8 protein-coding genes are annotated in these 16,527 nt (G+C 71.6%); 7 read left to right on the forward strand and 1 reads right to left on the reverse strand.

Annotated elements, in window-relative coordinates; all coding sequences use genetic code 11:
* Nucleotides 1–39: 39 nt before the first annotated feature.
* The 6 genes from CY652_RS08375 to recD all read left to right on the forward strand — a co-directional run bounded on the left by CY652_RS08375 (nt 40) and on the right by recD (nt 13,649).
* Complete coding sequence (locus CY652_RS08375) at nt 40–1,380, forward strand: amidase (RefSeq protein ID WP_102130247.1); 1,341 nt, start codon at nt 40–42, stop codon at nt 1,378–1,380.
* Between the two features lie 103 nt (nt 1,381–1,483).
* Nucleotides 1,484–2,164 (forward strand): GntR family transcriptional regulator, encoded by a 681-nt coding sequence (locus tag CY652_RS08380; protein ID WP_102130248.1) that lies wholly within the window; start codon nt 1,484–1,486, stop codon nt 2,162–2,164.
* A 27-nt stretch (nt 2,165–2,191) separates the two neighbouring features.
* Nucleotides 2,192–3,682 (forward strand): amidase, encoded by a 1,491-nt coding sequence (locus tag CY652_RS08385; RefSeq protein WP_102130249.1) that lies wholly within the window; start codon nt 2,192–2,194, stop codon nt 3,680–3,682.
* 138 nt (nt 3,683–3,820) lie between these two features.
* Nucleotides 3,821–7,507: an exodeoxyribonuclease V subunit gamma gene (gene recC / locus CY652_RS08390; protein ID WP_219723716.1), complete on the forward strand. Its 3,687-nt coding sequence runs from the start codon at nt 3,821–3,823 to the stop codon at nt 7,505–7,507.
* Nucleotides 7,504–11,421 (forward strand): exodeoxyribonuclease V subunit beta, encoded by a 3,918-nt coding sequence (gene recB, locus CY652_RS08395; RefSeq protein WP_102130250.1) that lies wholly within the window; start codon nt 7,504–7,506, stop codon nt 11,419–11,421. Before recC ends, recB begins: the two co-directional genes overlap by 4 nt.
* Complete coding sequence (gene recD / locus CY652_RS08400; protein ID WP_102130251.1) at nt 11,418–13,649, forward strand: exodeoxyribonuclease V subunit alpha; 2,232 nt, start codon at nt 11,418–11,420, stop codon at nt 13,647–13,649. The genes recB and recD overlap by 4 nt, the downstream gene beginning before the upstream one ends.
* 33 nt (nt 13,650–13,682) lie before the next feature.
* Here the strand turns inward: recD and CY652_RS08405 are convergent, their stop codons facing one another.
* Entirely contained in the window at nt 13,683–14,756 is a 1,074-nt protein-coding gene (locus tag CY652_RS08405; protein WP_102130252.1) for a LacI family DNA-binding transcriptional regulator, read from the reverse strand.
* A gap of 282 nt (nt 14,757–15,038) precedes the next feature.
* On the opposite strand from CY652_RS08405, the gene CY652_RS08410 reads away from it, so the two are divergent.
* Nucleotides 15,039–16,370 (forward strand): MFS transporter, encoded by a 1,332-nt coding sequence (locus tag CY652_RS08410; RefSeq protein ID WP_102130253.1) that lies wholly within the window; start codon nt 15,039–15,041, stop codon nt 16,368–16,370.
* The last annotated feature ends 157 nt before the right edge of the window (nt 16,371–16,527 follow it).

Here is a 16,527-nt window from a genome sequence, read left to right on the forward strand (position 1 = left end):
ATGGCGCGTTATCGACCGACACAGCAACCGAACCATTTCATGACGAGTAACGAAAGACCCTCCCTGCTGGCCGGCCTCGTGGCGGACCGGGGCGACGTCGAGGCCGCGCGCGCGCGGCTCGCCGCCGCGACGGCCCGCGCCGACGAGCTGGAGCCCTGGCTGCATGCGTTCACCTGGCGGCCGTCGTCCTACGACGTCGGCGCGGCGGCCGGCGGACCGCTTGCCGGCCTGCCCGTCGGCGTGAAGGACCTGATCGACACGCGCGACATGCCGACGGCTTACGGCTCGCCGATCTATCGCGACCATCGGCCCTCGGCCGACGCGCGCATCGTCGAGCTGATCCGCCAGTCCGGCGGCACGGTGTTCGGCAAGACGGTGACGACCGAATTCGCCTGGCGCGAGCCGGGCCCGACCGTCAATCCGTGGAATAAACAATACACGCCGGGCGGCTCGTCGAGCGGCTCGGCCGCCGCCGTCGCCGCCGGCATCGTGCCGCTCGCGATCGGCACGCAGACGGTCGGCTCGGTGATCCGGCCGGCCGCGTACTGCGGCGTGGTCGGCTACAAGCCGAGCTTCGGCCGCGTGCCGCGCGACGGCGTGCATCCGCTTTCGGCCTCGCTCGACCACGTCGGGTTTTTCGCGCAGACGGTGGAGGGCGCGGCGCTCGCCCATGCGCTCTTCGTCGAGGGCCGGCCCGAGGCGCTGGCGAGCACCGACGCCTGGGCCGCCGCGTTTCCGGCCTGGCAACCGGGTCGGCTCGGCGTGCTGCGCACGCCGTTCTGGGCGCGCGTGCAGCCGGCGCAGAAAGCGAACTTCGACGCGTCGCTCGAACGCCTGCGCGCGGCCGGCGCGACGCTCGTCGAACTCGAATTCGGCGCCGACATGCAGGAGATGGTCGATGCGGTGCAGATCATCGCGCGCGTCGAAGCGTTGCGCGCGATCGGTCCGCTCGCGCAGCGGCATCCCGAACTCGTCAGCGCCCACATGCACACGCTGATCGAAGCGGGCGCGGCCGTGCCCGCGGCGCAGTACGAGGCCGCGCTCGCCTTGCAGGCGCGCTTGCGCGGCGAATCGAAGGCGCTGCTCGCCGGTTGCGACGCGTTCGTGACGCCGTCCGCGCCTGGCGAGCCGCCGGCCGGCATCGACGACACCGGCGACGCGACGTTCTGCGCGCCGTGGAGCCTGACGGGCAGCCCCGCCGTGACGGTGCCGTCCGGCCGCTCGGAGAACCACCTGCCGTTCGGCTTCCAGGTCGTGGGGGCGTTCGGCGAGGATCGGCACACGCTGCAGGTCGCGGCCTGGGTGGAGGGCGCGTTGCGTCCGCAATGGCCCCTCGCGCAGGTGACGAACGGCGAGGTCGGGCGGACCGTGCCCGTCTGATGGCGAGGGCAACCGCGCCGGCCGGGCGGCGGGCGGTCGCGCCCCGTCGGGCACGATCGGGCGCTGGCCGGCCGGCGCGGAGAGAGGCGAGGAGAGGAGACAAATGAGCAAACCGTTTCGAACGATTCAGGAGTATGTCCTCGGCACGCTGAGAGCCGAGATTCTGGGCGGGACGTATCCGGCCAATACGCGGCTGCGCCAGGAGGAGGTCGCGAAGCGTCTGAACGTGAGCACGACGCCCGTGCGCGAGGCGTTCCGCGATCTGCGCGCGGAGGGGCTCGTGTCGATCGACCCGAACCGCGGCGTCGTCACGCGCGGGCTGACGGCCGAGGACGTCAGCGAAATCTACGAGCTGCGCATGGTGCTCGAGCCGCTGCTCGCGCAGCGGGCCTGCCGGCAGGCGAGCCCCGCCGATCTCGACGCGGCCGGCGCCTGCCACGAGACCATGAGCGCGACGCCTTCGTCGGAGCGCTGGGCCCAGCTCAACGTGGAGTTCCATAGCCATCTGATGGCCAGCCAGGCGAAGACGCGTCTGTTCGAGCTCGTCGAAGGCCTCTCGAACGTCGCGCGTCCCTACGTGTCGCTGTCGATGCACATCCAGCAGGACCTCATGGAGAGCAACAACCACGAGCACGCCGAGCTGCTCGACGCCTATCGCGCGGGCAACGCCGACGTCGTCGCCGAGCAGACCCGCATCCACCTCGAGAACACGCGCAACGCGATCGTCGCCTGCGTCGTCCAGTGGGCGCCGCCGGTGTCCGAGACGGCCGCGGCCGCCGTTTGAGCATTTTTCAGCTTTCAGGGAACACGTATGGACACATCGCTGGTTTCGCTTTCGGCCGTGACGGCCCGGCAACTGATCGGGCGGCGCGAGCTGTCTCCCGTCGAACTGCTCGACGCCTGCATCGCGCGGATCGAGGCGATCAATCCCGCCGTCAACGCGATCGCGGGCACCTGCTTCGAGCGCGCGCGCGACGAGGCGCGCCGCGCGGAAGCCGCCGTCGTGCGCGGCGAGCCGCTCGGCCTGCTGCACGGCCTGCCGCTCGGCGTGAAGGATCTCGAGGAAACCGCGGGTCTTCTGACCACCTACGGCTCGGCGCTCTTTCGCGACAACGTGCCGGCGCGCGACAACGCCATGGTGGCGAGACTGCGCGCCGCGGGCGCCATCGTGACGGCCAAGACCAACACGCCCGAGATGGGCGCGGGCGCGAACACGCGCAACGCGGTCTGGGGCGCGACGGGCAATCCGTTCAATCCGCTCCTGAACGCGGGCGGCTCCTCGGGCGGCTCGGCCGTCGCGCTCGCCACCGACATGCTGCCCGTCTGCACGGGCTCCGACACGGGCGGTTCGCTGCGCATTCCGGCCGCGCTGTGCGGCGTGGTCGGGTTCCGGCCGTCGCCGGGCCTCGTGCCGGGCGATCGCAAGCAGCTCGGCTGGACGCCGATCTCGGTGAGCGGCCCGATGGGGCGCGACGTGGCCGACACGCGGCTGCAACTGGCGGCCCAGGCGGGCCTGCACCCGAGCGATCCGCTCGGTTACGCGGTGGACGCGCCGGCCTTCGCCGACGCGCAGCCCGTCGACGTGCGCACGCTGCGCATCGGCTTTACCGAGGACTTCGGCGTCTGCGCGGTCGACGACGCGACGCGCGCGACCTTCCGCGCGAAGATGGCCGCGCTCGCGCCCTACGTCGCGCTTTGCGAGCCGGTCGAGCTCGACATGGGCGAGGCCGACCGCTGCTTCGACGTGATCCGCGCACAGAACTTCCTCGCGAGCATGCGCGAGACCTACGAGCGCGACCCGTCGCTGCTCGGCCCGAACACGCGCGCCAACTACGAGATGGGGCAGAAGATGTCGCTCGTCGACGCCGTCTGGGCCCATGCCGAGCAGACGAAGCTGTTCCGCCGCTTCCAGGCGAAGTTCGACGAGTACGACCTGATCGTCTCGCCGACCTCGTCGATCTCGCCGTTCCCGTGGTCGCAGTGGCACCTGGCCGAGGTCAACGGCCGTCCGCTCGACAACTACTACCGCTGGCTCGGGCTCACCTACGTCGTCACGCTGCTGACGAACCCGGCGCTTTCGCTGCCGTGCGGCGTCGATCACGCCGGCATGCCGTTCGGCCTCCAGCTCGTCGGCCCGTTCCGCGGCGACGCGCGCGTGCTCGACGTCGCGCAGGCGCTCGAAGCCGCGCTGCGCGACGACCCGGCGCTGAGCCGTCCGCTGCCGGACTTGTCGCGCCTCGCCGCGCCGGTCGCCGAACTCAAGTCGATCGTCACCGACCCTCCCGTGCTGCAGGGCGCCTGAAGCGGCGCGCGCCCCGTATACTTGTCGGGCGGAACGCGCGTTCCGCCTGCGTGGCCCGCACGGACGTAGCCCAGGCTACCGCCCGTGCGGGCCGCGCGCGCTTTTTCTTCGACGGTATCGACGGAGCCTCGCCTGACCATGGACGCCCTTTCCGCGGGACTGATGCTGATTCACGGCAACCGGCCGGAGCGGTTGCGCGACCTCGTGGTCGAGTGGATCCGGCAGCATCCGCTCGCGCCGCTGGAAAAGGAGGTCATGCTCGTCCAGAGCAACGGCATCGCGCAGTGGCTCAAGCTCACGTTCGCCGCCGACGAGGCCGACGGCGGCTGCGGCATCTGCGCGGCCTTCGAGATGTCGCTGCCCGCGCGCTTCCTGTGGCAGGCCTATCGCGCGGTGCTCGGCGCCGAGGCGGTGCCGGCCGTCTCGCCGTTCGACAAGTCGCGCCTCGTCTGGCGGCTGACGCGGCTCTTGTCCGAACTGCTCGATCGGCCCGGCTACGCGCCGCTCCAGCGTTTCATGGCCGAGGACGACGACGAGCGCAAGCGCTTCCAGCTCGCGGAGCAGGTGGCCGATTTATTCGACCAGTACCAGGTGTATCGCGCGGACTGGCTCGCGGCCTGGGCCGCGGGCGAGGACGTGCTGATCGACGCGCGCGAGCGGCGTCCGCCTCTGCCCGACGAGCAGCGCTGGCAAGCCGCGCTCTGGCGCGCGCTGCTCGACGACGTCGGCGGGGGCCGGGCCGACGCGGCCGGCGGCGGCCCGTCGAAGGCCGGCCGCGCGGCCGTGCACGAGGCGTTCATGCGGGCCGCCGTCGCGTGGCCCGACGAGGCCGCGCCGCCGCCGGGCCTGCCGCGCCGGATCGTCGTGTTCGGCATCTCGAGCCTGCCGCGGCAGTCGGTGGAGGTGCTGGCCGCGCTCGCGCGCTGGACCCAGGTGCTGATGTGCGTACACAACCCGTGCGCCTACTACTGGGGCGACATCGTCGCCGACCAGGACCTGCTGCGCGCGGACCGCTCGCGTCAGCATCGGCGCGAAGGCGCGCCCCCGGTGCTCGACCACACGCAGCTCCATCTGCACGCGCACCCGCTGCTCGCGGCCTGGGGCAAGCAGGGGCGCGACTTCGTCGGCCTGCTCGACGAGTACGACAACGACGAGGCGCGCGCGCGCTACGCGCCGCACTTCGCGGGCATCGGCCAGCGCATCGATCTGTTCGAGGACGGCGAGACGGGTACGCTGCTCCAGCAGTTGCAGGACGACATCCGCGACCTGCGCCCGCTTGCGGAAACGCGCGCGCGCTGGCCCGGGCTCGAGGCGCGGCGCGATGCGTCGATCCGCTTCCACGTCGCGCACAGCGCGCAGCGCGAGGTCGAGATCCTGCACGACCAGTTGCTCGCCGCGTTCGACGCCGACCCGACGCTGCGTCCGCGCGACGTCATCGTGATGGTGCCCGACGTCGAGGTCTACGCGCCGCACATCCAGGCCGTGTTCGGTCTCTTCGACGCGAAGGATGCGCGCTACATCCGGTTCAATCTCGCCGACCGCGGCCAGCGCGATTTCGATCCGCTCATCGGCGCGCTCGAAACGCTGCTCGCGCTGCCGCAGTCGCGGCTCGCCGCGAGCGACGTGCTCGATCTGCTCGAAGTGCCGGCGCTGCGCGCGCGCTTCGGCATCGACGCCGAAGACGTGCCGAAGCTGCGCGGCTGGATCGAAGGCGCGAACATCCGCTGGGGGCTGCACGCCGAGCAGCGCGCGAGCCTGAACCTGCCCGGGGCCGGCGCGGGCAATGCGCCCAATAGCTGGCGCTTCGGCCTGCGCCGGATGCTGCTCGGCTACGCGAGCGGCGAGGGCGCGCACGCATGGCACGACATCGAGCCGTACGCGGAGATCGGCGGGCTCGACGCAGCGCTGCTCGGGCCGCTCATGCGTCTCGTCGAGGCGCTCGACGAGACTTGGCGCACGCTGCGCACGCCGGCCACCGTCGAGGACTGGTGCACGCGGTTGCGGGCGCTCAAGGACACCTTCTTCGCCGCGACCGACGGCGACGACGCCTACACGCTCGAGCGGCTCGACAGCACGCTGCAGGCCTGGCGCGATGCCTGCGAGGAGGCCGCGTTCGAGGGCGAGCTGCCGCTGTCGATCGTCGGCGACTACTGGCTCTCGCAGTTCGGCGCCGGCGGTCTCTCGCAGGGCTTCTTCGCGGGCGCCGTGACGTTCGCGACGCTGATGCCGATGCGCGCGATTCCGTTTCGCCGCGTCTGCCTGCTCGGCATGAACGACGGCGATTATCCGCGCACCCGCACGCCGCCGGACTTCGACCTGATGCGCCGCGACTATCGCCCCGGCGACCGCTCGCGCCGCGAGGACGACCGCTATCTTTTTCTCGAGGCGCTGCTTTCGGCGCGCGAGCATCTGCACGTGTCGTGGGTCGGGCGCAGCGTCAACGACAACACGCCGCGTCCGGCGTCGGTGCTCGTCGGCCAGTTGCGCGACCATCTGAAGGCCGGCTGGCGGCTGGCGGGGGCCGATGCGGATGCGCCGCCCGAGGCGCTGCTCGACGCGCTGACGGTCGAGCACCCGCTGCAGCCGTTCAGCGTCGACTATTTCCCGGCGCCCGGGCAGGATTCGGCGCTCTTCACCTACGCGAGCGAATGGGCGCCGCCCGTGCATGCCGATGCGCCGGGTGTTGCTGCCGATACGGCCGATACGACCGATGTGGCCGATGCGGCCCGCGTCGCCGGCGCGGGCCCCAACCTCGCGCTGCCGCCGCTGGTGCGCGAGGAGCCGCTTTCGGTGGGCGAGCTCGCGGAGTTTCTGCGCGATCCCGTCAGGAGTTTCTTCCGTCAGCGGCTGCGCGTGGCGTTCGATGCCGCCGACGCCGCGAGCGAGGACCACGAGCCGTTCGACGTCGACGCGCTCGACGCCTGGCGGTTGCAGGACGCGCTGATCCGCGCGCAGGCCGAGGCGCTCGCGCGCGGCGATGAGGACCTGATGCCGGCCGCGCTGGATTGCCTCGACCGTCTGCGGCGCAGCGGCGAGCTGGCCGGGGGCGGCTTCGGCGAGGTGATCGGCGCGCAACTGCTCGAACCGATGCCGGGGCTCTTCGAACGCTATCGCGCGGCGCTCGCGCGCTGGCCGGCAGTATTGGACGAGCCGTGCGCGCTGCACGAGGCGGCCGCCGAAGGGTTGCCGGCGATCGAGGACTGGATCGACGGCCTGCGCAGCGCGCCCGACGGCGCGCGCGCGCGCGTCGCGCTCGATGCGGGCACGCTCGTCAAGGACAATCGCTATCGCAGCGAACGGCTCGTCGCGCATTGGGTCGGGCATCTGGCCGCGCAGCTCGCGGCCGGCCCCGTGACGACGGTCGTCGTCAGCAAGATCGGCGACGTCGAGTTCGCGCCCGTCGCCGAAGACGAGGCGCGCGAGGTGCTGCTCGGCTTGCGGCGCCGCTGGGAGGCGGGCATGCGCCGGCCGCTGCCGCTCGCCGTGAAGACGGCCTTCGCCTGGCTGCGCAAGCGGGCCGACGTCCGGGACGAGGGGGACGAAGGCGACAAGGGCGACGAGGGCCGGGAAGCGCCGGCCGCCTCGCTCCAGCAGGCGCGGGACGTCGCCCGCCTCGTCTACGAGGGCGCGCCGCGCCAGGCGGGCGAGCGCGACACCAACGTCTTCCTGCGCCGCGCCTGGCCTGACTTCGAGGCGCTGAGCGCGAGCGGCGAGTTCGACGCGCTCGCGCGCGAATTGCTGCTGCCACTTCATCGCGCGATTCCCGTCGCGTCGAAATCCCGCGGCGGCGCGAAACCTGCCGCCGACGCCGGAGACGCCTCATGACCCGGACTTCCACGACGCGCGCCGGCGCGTCCGCCGCCGTGCTGCATCCGCTGCGGTTCGCGCTGCGCGGCAGCAGCCTGATCGAGGCGAGCGCGGGCACCGGCAAGACCTTCACGATCGCGATGCTCTACGTGCGGCTCGTGCTCGGGCACGGCAGCACGCGCGCGTTGATGCCGCCCGAGATCCTCGTCGTCACGTTCACCGACGCGGCGACGCGCGAGTTGCGCGAGCGTATCCGCACGCGGCTCGTCGAGGCGGCCGCGTATTTCCGGGCCGATCCCGGCGAAATCGCGCCGCGCGCCGCGAACGAGGACCTGTTGCACGACCTGCGCGGCGAATACGCGCCCGACGACTGGGCCGCCTGCGCGCGCCGTCTCGAACTCGCGGCCGAGTGGATGGACGAGGCCGCCGTCTCGACCATCCACGGCTGGTGCAACCGCATGCTGAGCGAGCATGCGTTCGACAGCGACAGCCTGTTTTCGCAGACGCTCGTGACGGACCAGAGCGAGTTGCGCGCCGAGGTCGTGCGCGACTACTGGCGCACGTTCCTCGCGCCGCTCGATGCGCAGGACGCGGCCGAAGTGCGCCAGCGGTTCGCGAGCCCCGACGCGCTGCTCGCGCAGATGCGCGGCCTGACCGGCTACGCGGCGCAGCTACCCGAGGGGCCCGCGCCGCGCGAGACGCTGGCGGCGGCGCGCCTCGAACGGCGCGACTATCTGGCGAAACTGAAGGCGCCTTGGTCCGGATGGATCGATGAAATCCGGACGCTGTTCGAGGCGGCGAAGGCGAAGAAGCAGTACGACGCGCGGCGTCTGAACGCGCGCAATCTCGAGAACTGGCTCGGCCGGCTGCACGAATGGGCGACCGAGCCCGAGCGGGATCGGCCGGCGCTCGACGAGCGCTCGGCGGCCTGGACGCGCCTGACGCCGGACGGGCTCAGGGAAATCTGGACCACCGGCGAGCCGCCGGCGCATCCCGCGTGGGCCGCGCTCGAATCGCTGCCGGCCGCGCTCGACGCGCAGCCGAACGCCTGGTACGACCTGCTCTGTCACGCCGCGCGCTGGGTCGAGCGCCGCTTTGCCGACGAGGAGGCGAAGCGTTCGCAGATGGGTTTCGACGATCTGCTCACGCGCCTTCACGCGGCGCTGCAAAAGCCGAACGGCGCGCGGCTCGCCGAAATCATCCGCCGGCAATATCCGGTCGCGCTCATCGACGAGTTCCAGGACACGGACCCGGTGCAGTACGGCATTTTCGACCTCGTCTACCGGATCGAGTGCAACGATCCCGACACGGCGATCGTGCTGATCGGCGATCCGAAGCAGGCCATCTACGCGTTTCGCGGCGCCGACATCTACACGTATCTGCAGGCGCGACGTGCCTGCGAGGGGCGGCTCCACACGCTCGTGCGCAACTTCCGCTCCACGGCGCAGATGGTGGCGGCCGTCAACCGCTGCTTCGAGGCGGCCGAAACGCGGCCGGAAGGGGCGGGCGCATTTTTGTTCCGGAGTCCGGACGACGAGGCGAATCCGCTGCCGTTCGTCGCGGCCGAGGCGCAGGGTCGCCAGGACCGCCTCGAAGCCGGCGGCGTCGCGCTGCCCGCGCTGAACGCCTGGTGGCTGCCGCCTGCGGAAGACGGCAAGCCGCTTTCGCGCGAGGCCTATTTCCGGCAGATGGCGGCAAGCTGCGCGAGCGAGATGGCGCGTCTGCTGAACCTCGGGCAGCGCGGCGAGGCCGGCTTTGCCGGCGCGCGCGGCACGAAACCGCTCGTGCCCGCCGACATGGCCGTGCTCGTCAACAACCGCGACGAGGCGCGCGCGATTCGCGCGGCGCTGGCCGTGCGCGGCGTGCGCAGCGTCTATCTGTCGGATCGCGATTCGGTGTTCCAGACCGACGAGGCCGGCGAGCTGCGCCACTGGCTCGCGGCCTGCGCCGAGCCCGACGACGGCCGGCTCGTGCGCACGGCGCTCGCGACGGCCACGCTCGGCCTCGACTGGGCCGAGCTCGACGCGCTCAATCGCGACGAGCTCGCCTGGGAGCGGCGCGTCCTGGATTTCCGCGGCTATCGCGAATGCTGGCGCAAGCAGGGCGTGCTGCCGATGCTGCGGCGTCTCTTCAACGACTACCGCGTGCCGCAGCGCCTGCTCGGGCAGACGGCCGGCGAGGCCGTCGGCGGCGAGCGCGTGCTGACCAACCTGCTGCATCTGGCCGAGCTGCTGCAGCAGGCAAGCCGCCAGCTCGACGGCGAGCACGCGCTGCTGCGCTACCTCGACGAGCAGCGCGGCGACGAAGGCGCGAACGCGGGCGGCGACGCGCGCCAGCTCCGGCTCGAAAGCGATGCGGGCCTCGTGCAGGTCGTCACCATCCACAAGTCGAAGGGGCTCGAATATCCGCTCGTATTCCTGCCGTTCGCGTGCAGCTACCGGGCGGCGAAGATCACCGACATGCCGCTCAAGTGGCACGACGACGAAGGGCGCCTGCACGTGAGTCCCGGCGATCCGGCCGCGCTCGCGCGGGCCGACCGCGAGCGGCTCGGCGAAGACCTGCGCAAGCTTTACGTGGCGCTCACGCGCGCGCGCTACGCGACCTGGGTCGGCCTCGCGCCGATTCCGGGCGTCGAGGCGAGCGCGTTCGGCTATCTGCTCGACGGCGGCCGGCCCGTCGAGCCCGCGCGGCTCGGCGCGTTGCTCGCCCGGTTGCGCGGCGAGTGCGAGGGCATCGCCGTGGCCGAGGCGCCTGCCGCGAGCGACGATCCGTTCGTGCCGCTCGACGAGCGGCAGGTGCACGGCGCGGCGCGGTCGTTGTCGAGGCGCGTCAGCGAGCATTGGTGGATCGCGAGCTATTCGAGCCTGCGCAAGGACCCGACGACGATAAGCGGCCCATCGCGCGAGATTGCCGGTGCGATGGACGGGATGGACGGCGATGAAGCGGGCGCGGCGCCGGCCGTCGCGATCGAGGGCGCGACGATGGAGAGCGATGTGCAAGACGGCGCGCGCGTCGCGCCGGAAACGCGCCGCGAGGACGTGTTCCGCGATCTGCACGAGGCCGGGACGCTCGCCGACGACGCCTCGGGTCCGTCGTTCTCCGCGCCGCCGGCCGTGTCGATCGCGCAGGCCGCCCTGTCGTTCGGCGGCGCGCTGCACGACTTTCCGCGCGGCGCCGACGCGGGCAGCTTTCTGCACGGTCTCATGGAATCGGCCGCCGCCGAGGGCTTCGCGACGCTCTCCCGCGACCGGCGCCGCATGCGCGACATGATCGCGCGCCGCTGCAACCTAGCCGGCTGGGCGCGCTGGATCGATCCGCTGACCGACTGGATGCTGCATCTGCTGCGCGAGCCGCTTGCGCTGCCGCCCGTGCGCGGCAAGGCGGTGCCGCCCGTCGTGCTGGCGGACCTGAAGTCGTACATGGCCGAGATGGAATTCTGGCTGGCGGCGCATCGCGTCGAGACGCCCGCGCTCGACGCGCTCGTGACGCGCTTCACGCTCGACGGCGCCGAGCGGCCCGCGCTCGAACCCGCCCGGTTGAACGGCATGCTCAAGGGGTTCATCGACCTCGTCTTCGAGCACGGCGGGCGCTACTACGTGGCCGACTACAAATCGAACTGGCTCGGCCCCGACGACGCCGACTACACGGGCGCGAGGATGCGCCAGCAGATCCTGCATGCGCGCTACGAACTGCAATACGTGCTGTATCTGTTCGCGCTGCACCGGCTGCTCAGGACGCGCGTGCCCGACTACGACTACGACCGTCACGTCGGCGGCGCCGTCTATCTGTTCCTGCGCGGCAGTCGCTCGGCCGGGCAGGGGCTGCACGTCGAGCGGCCGCCGCGCGAGCTGATCGAGCGGCTCGACGCGCTGTTCGAGCACGGCGGCGGTACGCCGGAGCCGATATCGCACGACCTCGGGGAGACGCCATGACCATTCGATCCGACGCCCACGCTACGGTCGCTACGGTCGGGGCCCAACGATCCGCAAAGGCCGCGGCCGCGCAACCGGCCGGTCCGTCGCGCGCCATCTCGATCCCCCGCGACGGCGACGCGCGGCCCATGCTCGGCGTGCTCGACCGATGGGTCGCGCGCGGCTGGCTGCGCGCGCTCGACGCCGCGTTCGCGCGGTTTCTCCGGCACGAGGTGCCGGACGCCGCGCCGCTCGCCGTGCTGGCCGCCGCGCTGGCGAGCCATCAGCTCGGGCGCGGCCACGCCTGCCTCGACCTGCGCGCGACGCTCGACGACCCGGCCTTCGCGCTGTCGTTGCCGCCCGAAGGGGCGACGACGTTCGCCGAGGCGCCGGAGGCGGACGACGAATCCGCCGCCTTGCCGGCCGAGGTGCTTGCCGGCGTGAGCCTCGAACAGTGGCTCGCGGCGCTCGACCATCGCGAGCTGGTCGGCGCGGGAGCCGGCAACACGCCGCTCGTGCTCGTCGGCACGCGGCTGTATTTGCGGCGCTACTGGCAGTACGAGCAGGACGTGCGCGAGGCCATCGAGCGACGGCTGGCCTCATCGGCGCAGCGGGAGGCCGCGCTGCCGGCCGGCGAAGTGCGCGGCGTGCTCGACGTGCTGTTTCCCGCGAGCAGGGAGAAAGCCGCCGGCGCCGACTGGCAGAAGCTTGCCTGCGCGCTGGCGGCGCGCGGCGCGTTCAGCATCGTCACGGGCGGGCCGGGCACCGGCAAGACGACGACGGTGGTGAAGCTGCTGGTGCTGTTGCAGACGCTCGCGCTCGAACGCGCGGCGCGGCCGCTGCGGATTCGCCTCGCGGCGCCGACGGGCAAGGCGGCCGCGCGGCTCAACGAATCGATCTCCAACACGGTGAAGGCATTGCCGCTGGCGGGGCTCGCGCAGGGCGAGGCCGCGCGCGCGGCGATTCCGAAGACCGTGACGACGCTGCATCGCGTGCTCGGCACGCGGCCCGGCAGCCGGCGCTTTCGCCACGATGCGCACCATCCGCTGCCCGTCGACGTGCTCGTGATCGACGAAGCCTCGATGGTCGATCTCGAGATGATGGCGGCCGTGCTCGACGCGCTGCCCGCCCCGGCGCGGCTGATTCTGCTCGGCGACAAGGACCAGCTCGCCTCGGTGGAAGCCGGCGCGGTGCTCGGCGAGCTCTGCGAGCGCGCGGCCCGCGGCCATTACACGCCGGCCACGCGCGACTGGCTGCAGGCGGCGACGGGCGAGACGATCGAGGCGTCGAAGATCGACGCGCACGGCGCGCCGCTCGACCAGGCGATCGCGATGCTGCGGCAAAGCCATCGGTTCGCGGCCGACAGCGGCATCGGCCAGCTTGCCGCGTGGGTCAACGAGGGGCATGCCGGGGCCGTGGCCGGCATCTGGACGCATGGTCATCGCGATCTCGCGCTGCTCGCCTGTTCGCCGTCCGACGACGCGTCGTTCCGCGCGCTCGTGATCGACGGGCACGGCGGGCACGACGGGCACGGCGGGCACGACGAAGCGTGCGACGCCGTGCGGTACGGCTATCGGCATTACCTCGAAACGATGCGCGAGACGCGCCCGGCCGACGATGCAGGTGCGCCGGCCTTCGACGAATGGGCGGCCCGTGTGCTCGAGGCGCACGGCGCGTTTCAGGTGCTCTGCGCGTTGCGGCGCGGACCGTGGGGCGTCGAGGGGCTGAACCGGCGCATCGCGCGCCTGCTCGAGGAGGAGGGCCTCGTCGCGATGCGCGGCGAGTGGTATCCGGGCCGGCCCGTGCTCGTCACGCGCAACGACTACGAGCTCGGCCTCATGAACGGCGACATCGGCATTGCGCTGGCCTGGCCGGGGACGGCGCCGGGCTCGGGGGCGAGCGATGCGTCGGGCGCGCCGGCGCTGCGCGTCGCGTTCCCGGCCGGCGACGGATCGGGCGGCGTGAAATGGGTTCTGCCGAGCCGCCTGCAATCGGTGGAGACGGTGCTCGCGCTGACCGTGCACAAGTCACAGGGCTCGGAGTTCGAGCACGCGGCGCTTGTGCTGCCCGACACGTTCAGCCCGATCCTCACGCGCGAACTCGTCTACACGGGCATCACGCGCGCGCGCCGGTTCCTGACGCTGGCGGTGCCGGAGGGCCGGCCGATCCTCGAACAGGCGGTGGGCACGAAGGTGCAGCGCGCGAGCGGGCTGCTCGCGGGGTTCGGCCTGGCGCCGGACGAGGGTTGACACCGACGGCGCGCGGATGCGCGCGCTTGAGCGCTACGTGCTTTCCCGCTGCACGATCTCGAAGCCCGTGTCGATCCTCGTTTCGCCGCCGTGAGCACGGCTGCCGTCGCCGCCGGACGACGGGTCGGACGGCTGAAGCCGCGCAAGCAGCACCTCGGCCGCCTTCGCGCCGATCGTCGCGCTGTTGACCTTGACCGTCGTGAGCGACGGGTAGGTGTGGGCGGCCGCGCTCAGGTCGCCGTAGCCCATCAGCGCGAGGTCGTCGGGCATGCGGATGCCGCGCCGGTTCGCCTCGGCCAGCACGCCGAACGCGAGCTCGTCGGAACTGCAGACGATCGCGTCGATGGACGGGTCCTGCCGCAGCAGTTCGTCGAGCCCCTCGCGGCCGAGCTGCTGGCTCGCCGGCGCGGCGACCACGCTGACGCCGGCCGGCGCGATGCCGCGCTGCGCGAGCGCCTGCATGAATCCCTCGCGGCGCAGCGTGCCGCGCACGTCGTCGAGCCAGAGCAGGCCGAAGCGGCGATAGCCGCGGTCGAGCAGATAGCCGGCCGTATCGCGTCCCACGTCGAAGTGGGAGAAGCCCACGAGCATGTCGAGCGGCGCCTGCACCTTGTCCCACGTTTCCACGACCGGAATTTTCGCGGCGCCGAGCAGCTTCAGGCTGCGCGCGCTGTGCTGCGTGCCGGTCAGCACGATGCCGTCGGGCCGGCGGCTGATGACGGTGGCGAGCAGTGCTTCCTCGGTTTCGAAGCTGTAGTTCGTGAGCCCGAGCATGACCTGGTAGCCGGCGGCCGCGAGGCGCTCGGTCAGCGCTTGGATGTAGCCCGCGAAGATCGAGTTGGCCATCGTCGGCAGCATCACGGCGACGAGCCGGCTGCGGTTCGAGGCGAGCGCGCCCGCGAGCAGGTTCGGGATGTAGCCGATCTCCTCGACGGCCTGCCAGACCCGGTCGCGCGTCGTCGCGCTGACGAGCTCGGGCCGGTTCAGCGCGCGCGAGACCGTCATGGCCGACACGCCGCTCTTGCGCGCGACGTCCTCGAGAGTCGAACTGCCCGTCGAGGTTTTCTTGACCCGTCTCGTCGCGGCGGGAAACGCTTCGCTCGTCATGAATCGTCCGTTGGTGAGGCCGGCCAAAGGGGGCGGCAACGTGCGGCCCCGATTATAGCGTCGGGTTTTTGCGCCGACGGCGCCTGGGGTTTCCCAGCAGTCCGCCTTGCTTGACAAGGCCCATCCCGGGAGCAAAGAATGGTAGCGCAAACATCGACTATCGACGACCGATAGCCGGATATAAGCTGGATGCGTGGCTGCTGCCTGGTCGTCTGCTTTTCCGGAAACGACGCGGAAAACGGCGGCGGCGCACGGACAGACATAAAAAATGAAGGAGACGCCATGCCCACCCCAACGCCGCCGCTCGCGCGCATCAAGGCGATCCAGCGCGCCTCGCTGGCCATGCTGTTCGCCAGCGGCACGATCAGCACGGTCGACCGCGCCGCGCTCGCCATCGCCAATCCGCTGATCCGCCACGACATGGGCCTGTCCATCGCCGAGATGGGCGTGCTTCTGTCCGCATTCCTCTGGGCCTATGCGTTCGCGCAGTTGCCGATCGGCTGGCTCATCGACCGCTTCGGCGCGCGCTGGCTGCTCGCGGGCGGGCTCGCCGTCTGGTCCAGCGCGCAGGCGATGTGCGGCCTCGTCGGCTCGGCCGCGCAGTTCGGGCTCGCGCGCGTGGTGCTCGGCGTCGGCGAGGCGCCGCAATTTCCGACCGGCGCGAGCGTCGTGCGCGACTGGTTCGCGGTGCGCGAGCGCGGCCGGGCCACGGGCATCTATTTGTCGGCGTCGTATTTCGGCACCGGGCTCGCCGCGCCGCTCGTCACGTTCCTGATGCTGCAGTTCAGCTGGCGCGCGATGTTCCTCATCATGGGCGTGGCGGGCTGGGTCGTCGCGCTCGTCTGGGCGGCGCGCTACCGCAACGCCGGCGAGGTCGACCTGAACGCGGCCGAGCAGCACTACCGCACGGGCAACGCCGAGCGGACGGTCGCGCCGAAGATCAACCTGCGGCAGTGGCGCGGCCTGTTCGGCTCGGTGACGACCTGGGGGCTCGTGCTCGGCTTCTTCGGCATGATCTACGTGAACTGGCTGTTCAACACCTGGCTGCCCGGCTATCTCCAGATCGCGCGACACATGAGCATCGCGCGCATCGGGTGGACGGCGGCCATTCCGTATCTGTTCGCGGTGGCGGGCGCGCTGAGCGCGGGCTACGTCGTCGACTGGCTCGCGAACTGGCGTCTGAGTCTCGTCAACAGCCGGAAGATTCCCGCCTGCGTGTGTCTCGTCGTGCAGGCCGTGCTCATCGGCATCGCGGGTTTCGTCGACAGCAACGCCGTCGCCGTGGCCTGCGTGTCGGTCGCGATGTTTTGCGGCACGGCCGCCTCGACGATCGCCTGGTCGGCCATCAGCGTGCTCGCGCCTGCGGGCTGCACCGGCTCGCTCGGCGCGCTGCAGAACTTCGGCGGCTATCTGGGCGGCGCGCTGGCGCCGATCGTGACGGGACTCATCGTCCAGCACACGGGCTCGTTCGTGCCGGCGCTGCTCACGGGGGCGGGCGTCTCGCTGGCCGCGTCGGCGGTTTATCTGGTGCTCGTGCGCGGTCCCGTCGAGATTCGCGACGACGCCTTCGCGCCGTCGTCGGCCTCGCTCGGCGCGGGGCGGAACGGCGCATGACGGCAGTCGGCCGGGCATCGTTCGCCCGGCCGGCATGAAAGCACGGGGCCGCCGTTGACAGCATCGGGCGACTCGCGCAAGAATGGATTGTTAGCGCAATCATCGCGGTTCTTCAACAAATCGTTCAACAAGTCGTTCAAATCATCTCAATCGTCCC

The sequence above is a fragment of the Burkholderia sp. WAC0059 genome, assembly GCF_002870125.1.
Lineage (GTDB): Bacteria > Pseudomonadota > Gammaproteobacteria > Burkholderiales > Burkholderiaceae > Paraburkholderia.

Coding starts and splice junctions, on each gene's coding strand:
- CY652_RS08375 (WP_102130247.1), top strand. CDS start 40: ATGACGAGTAACGAAAGACCCTCCCTGCTGGCCGGCCTCGTGGCGGAC.
- CY652_RS08380 (WP_102130248.1), top strand. CDS start 1,484: ATGAGCAAACCGTTTCGAACGATTCAGGAGTATGTCCTCGGCACGCTG.
- CY652_RS08385 (WP_102130249.1), top strand. CDS start 2,192: ATGGACACATCGCTGGTTTCGCTTTCGGCCGTGACGGCCCGGCAACTG.
- recC (WP_219723716.1), top strand. CDS start 3,821: ATGGACGCCCTTTCCGCGGGACTGATGCTGATTCACGGCAACCGGCCG.
- recB (WP_102130250.1), top strand. CDS start 7,504: ATGACCCGGACTTCCACGACGCGCGCCGGCGCGTCCGCCGCCGTGCTG.
- recD (WP_102130251.1), top strand. CDS start 11,418: ATGACCATTCGATCCGACGCCCACGCTACGGTCGCTACGGTCGGGGCC.
- CY652_RS08405 (WP_102130252.1), bottom strand. CDS start 14,756: ATGACGAGCGAAGCGTTTCCCGCCGCGACGAGACGGGTCAAGAAAACC.
- CY652_RS08410 (WP_102130253.1), top strand. CDS start 15,039: ATGCCCACCCCAACGCCGCCGCTCGCGCGCATCAAGGCGATCCAGCGC.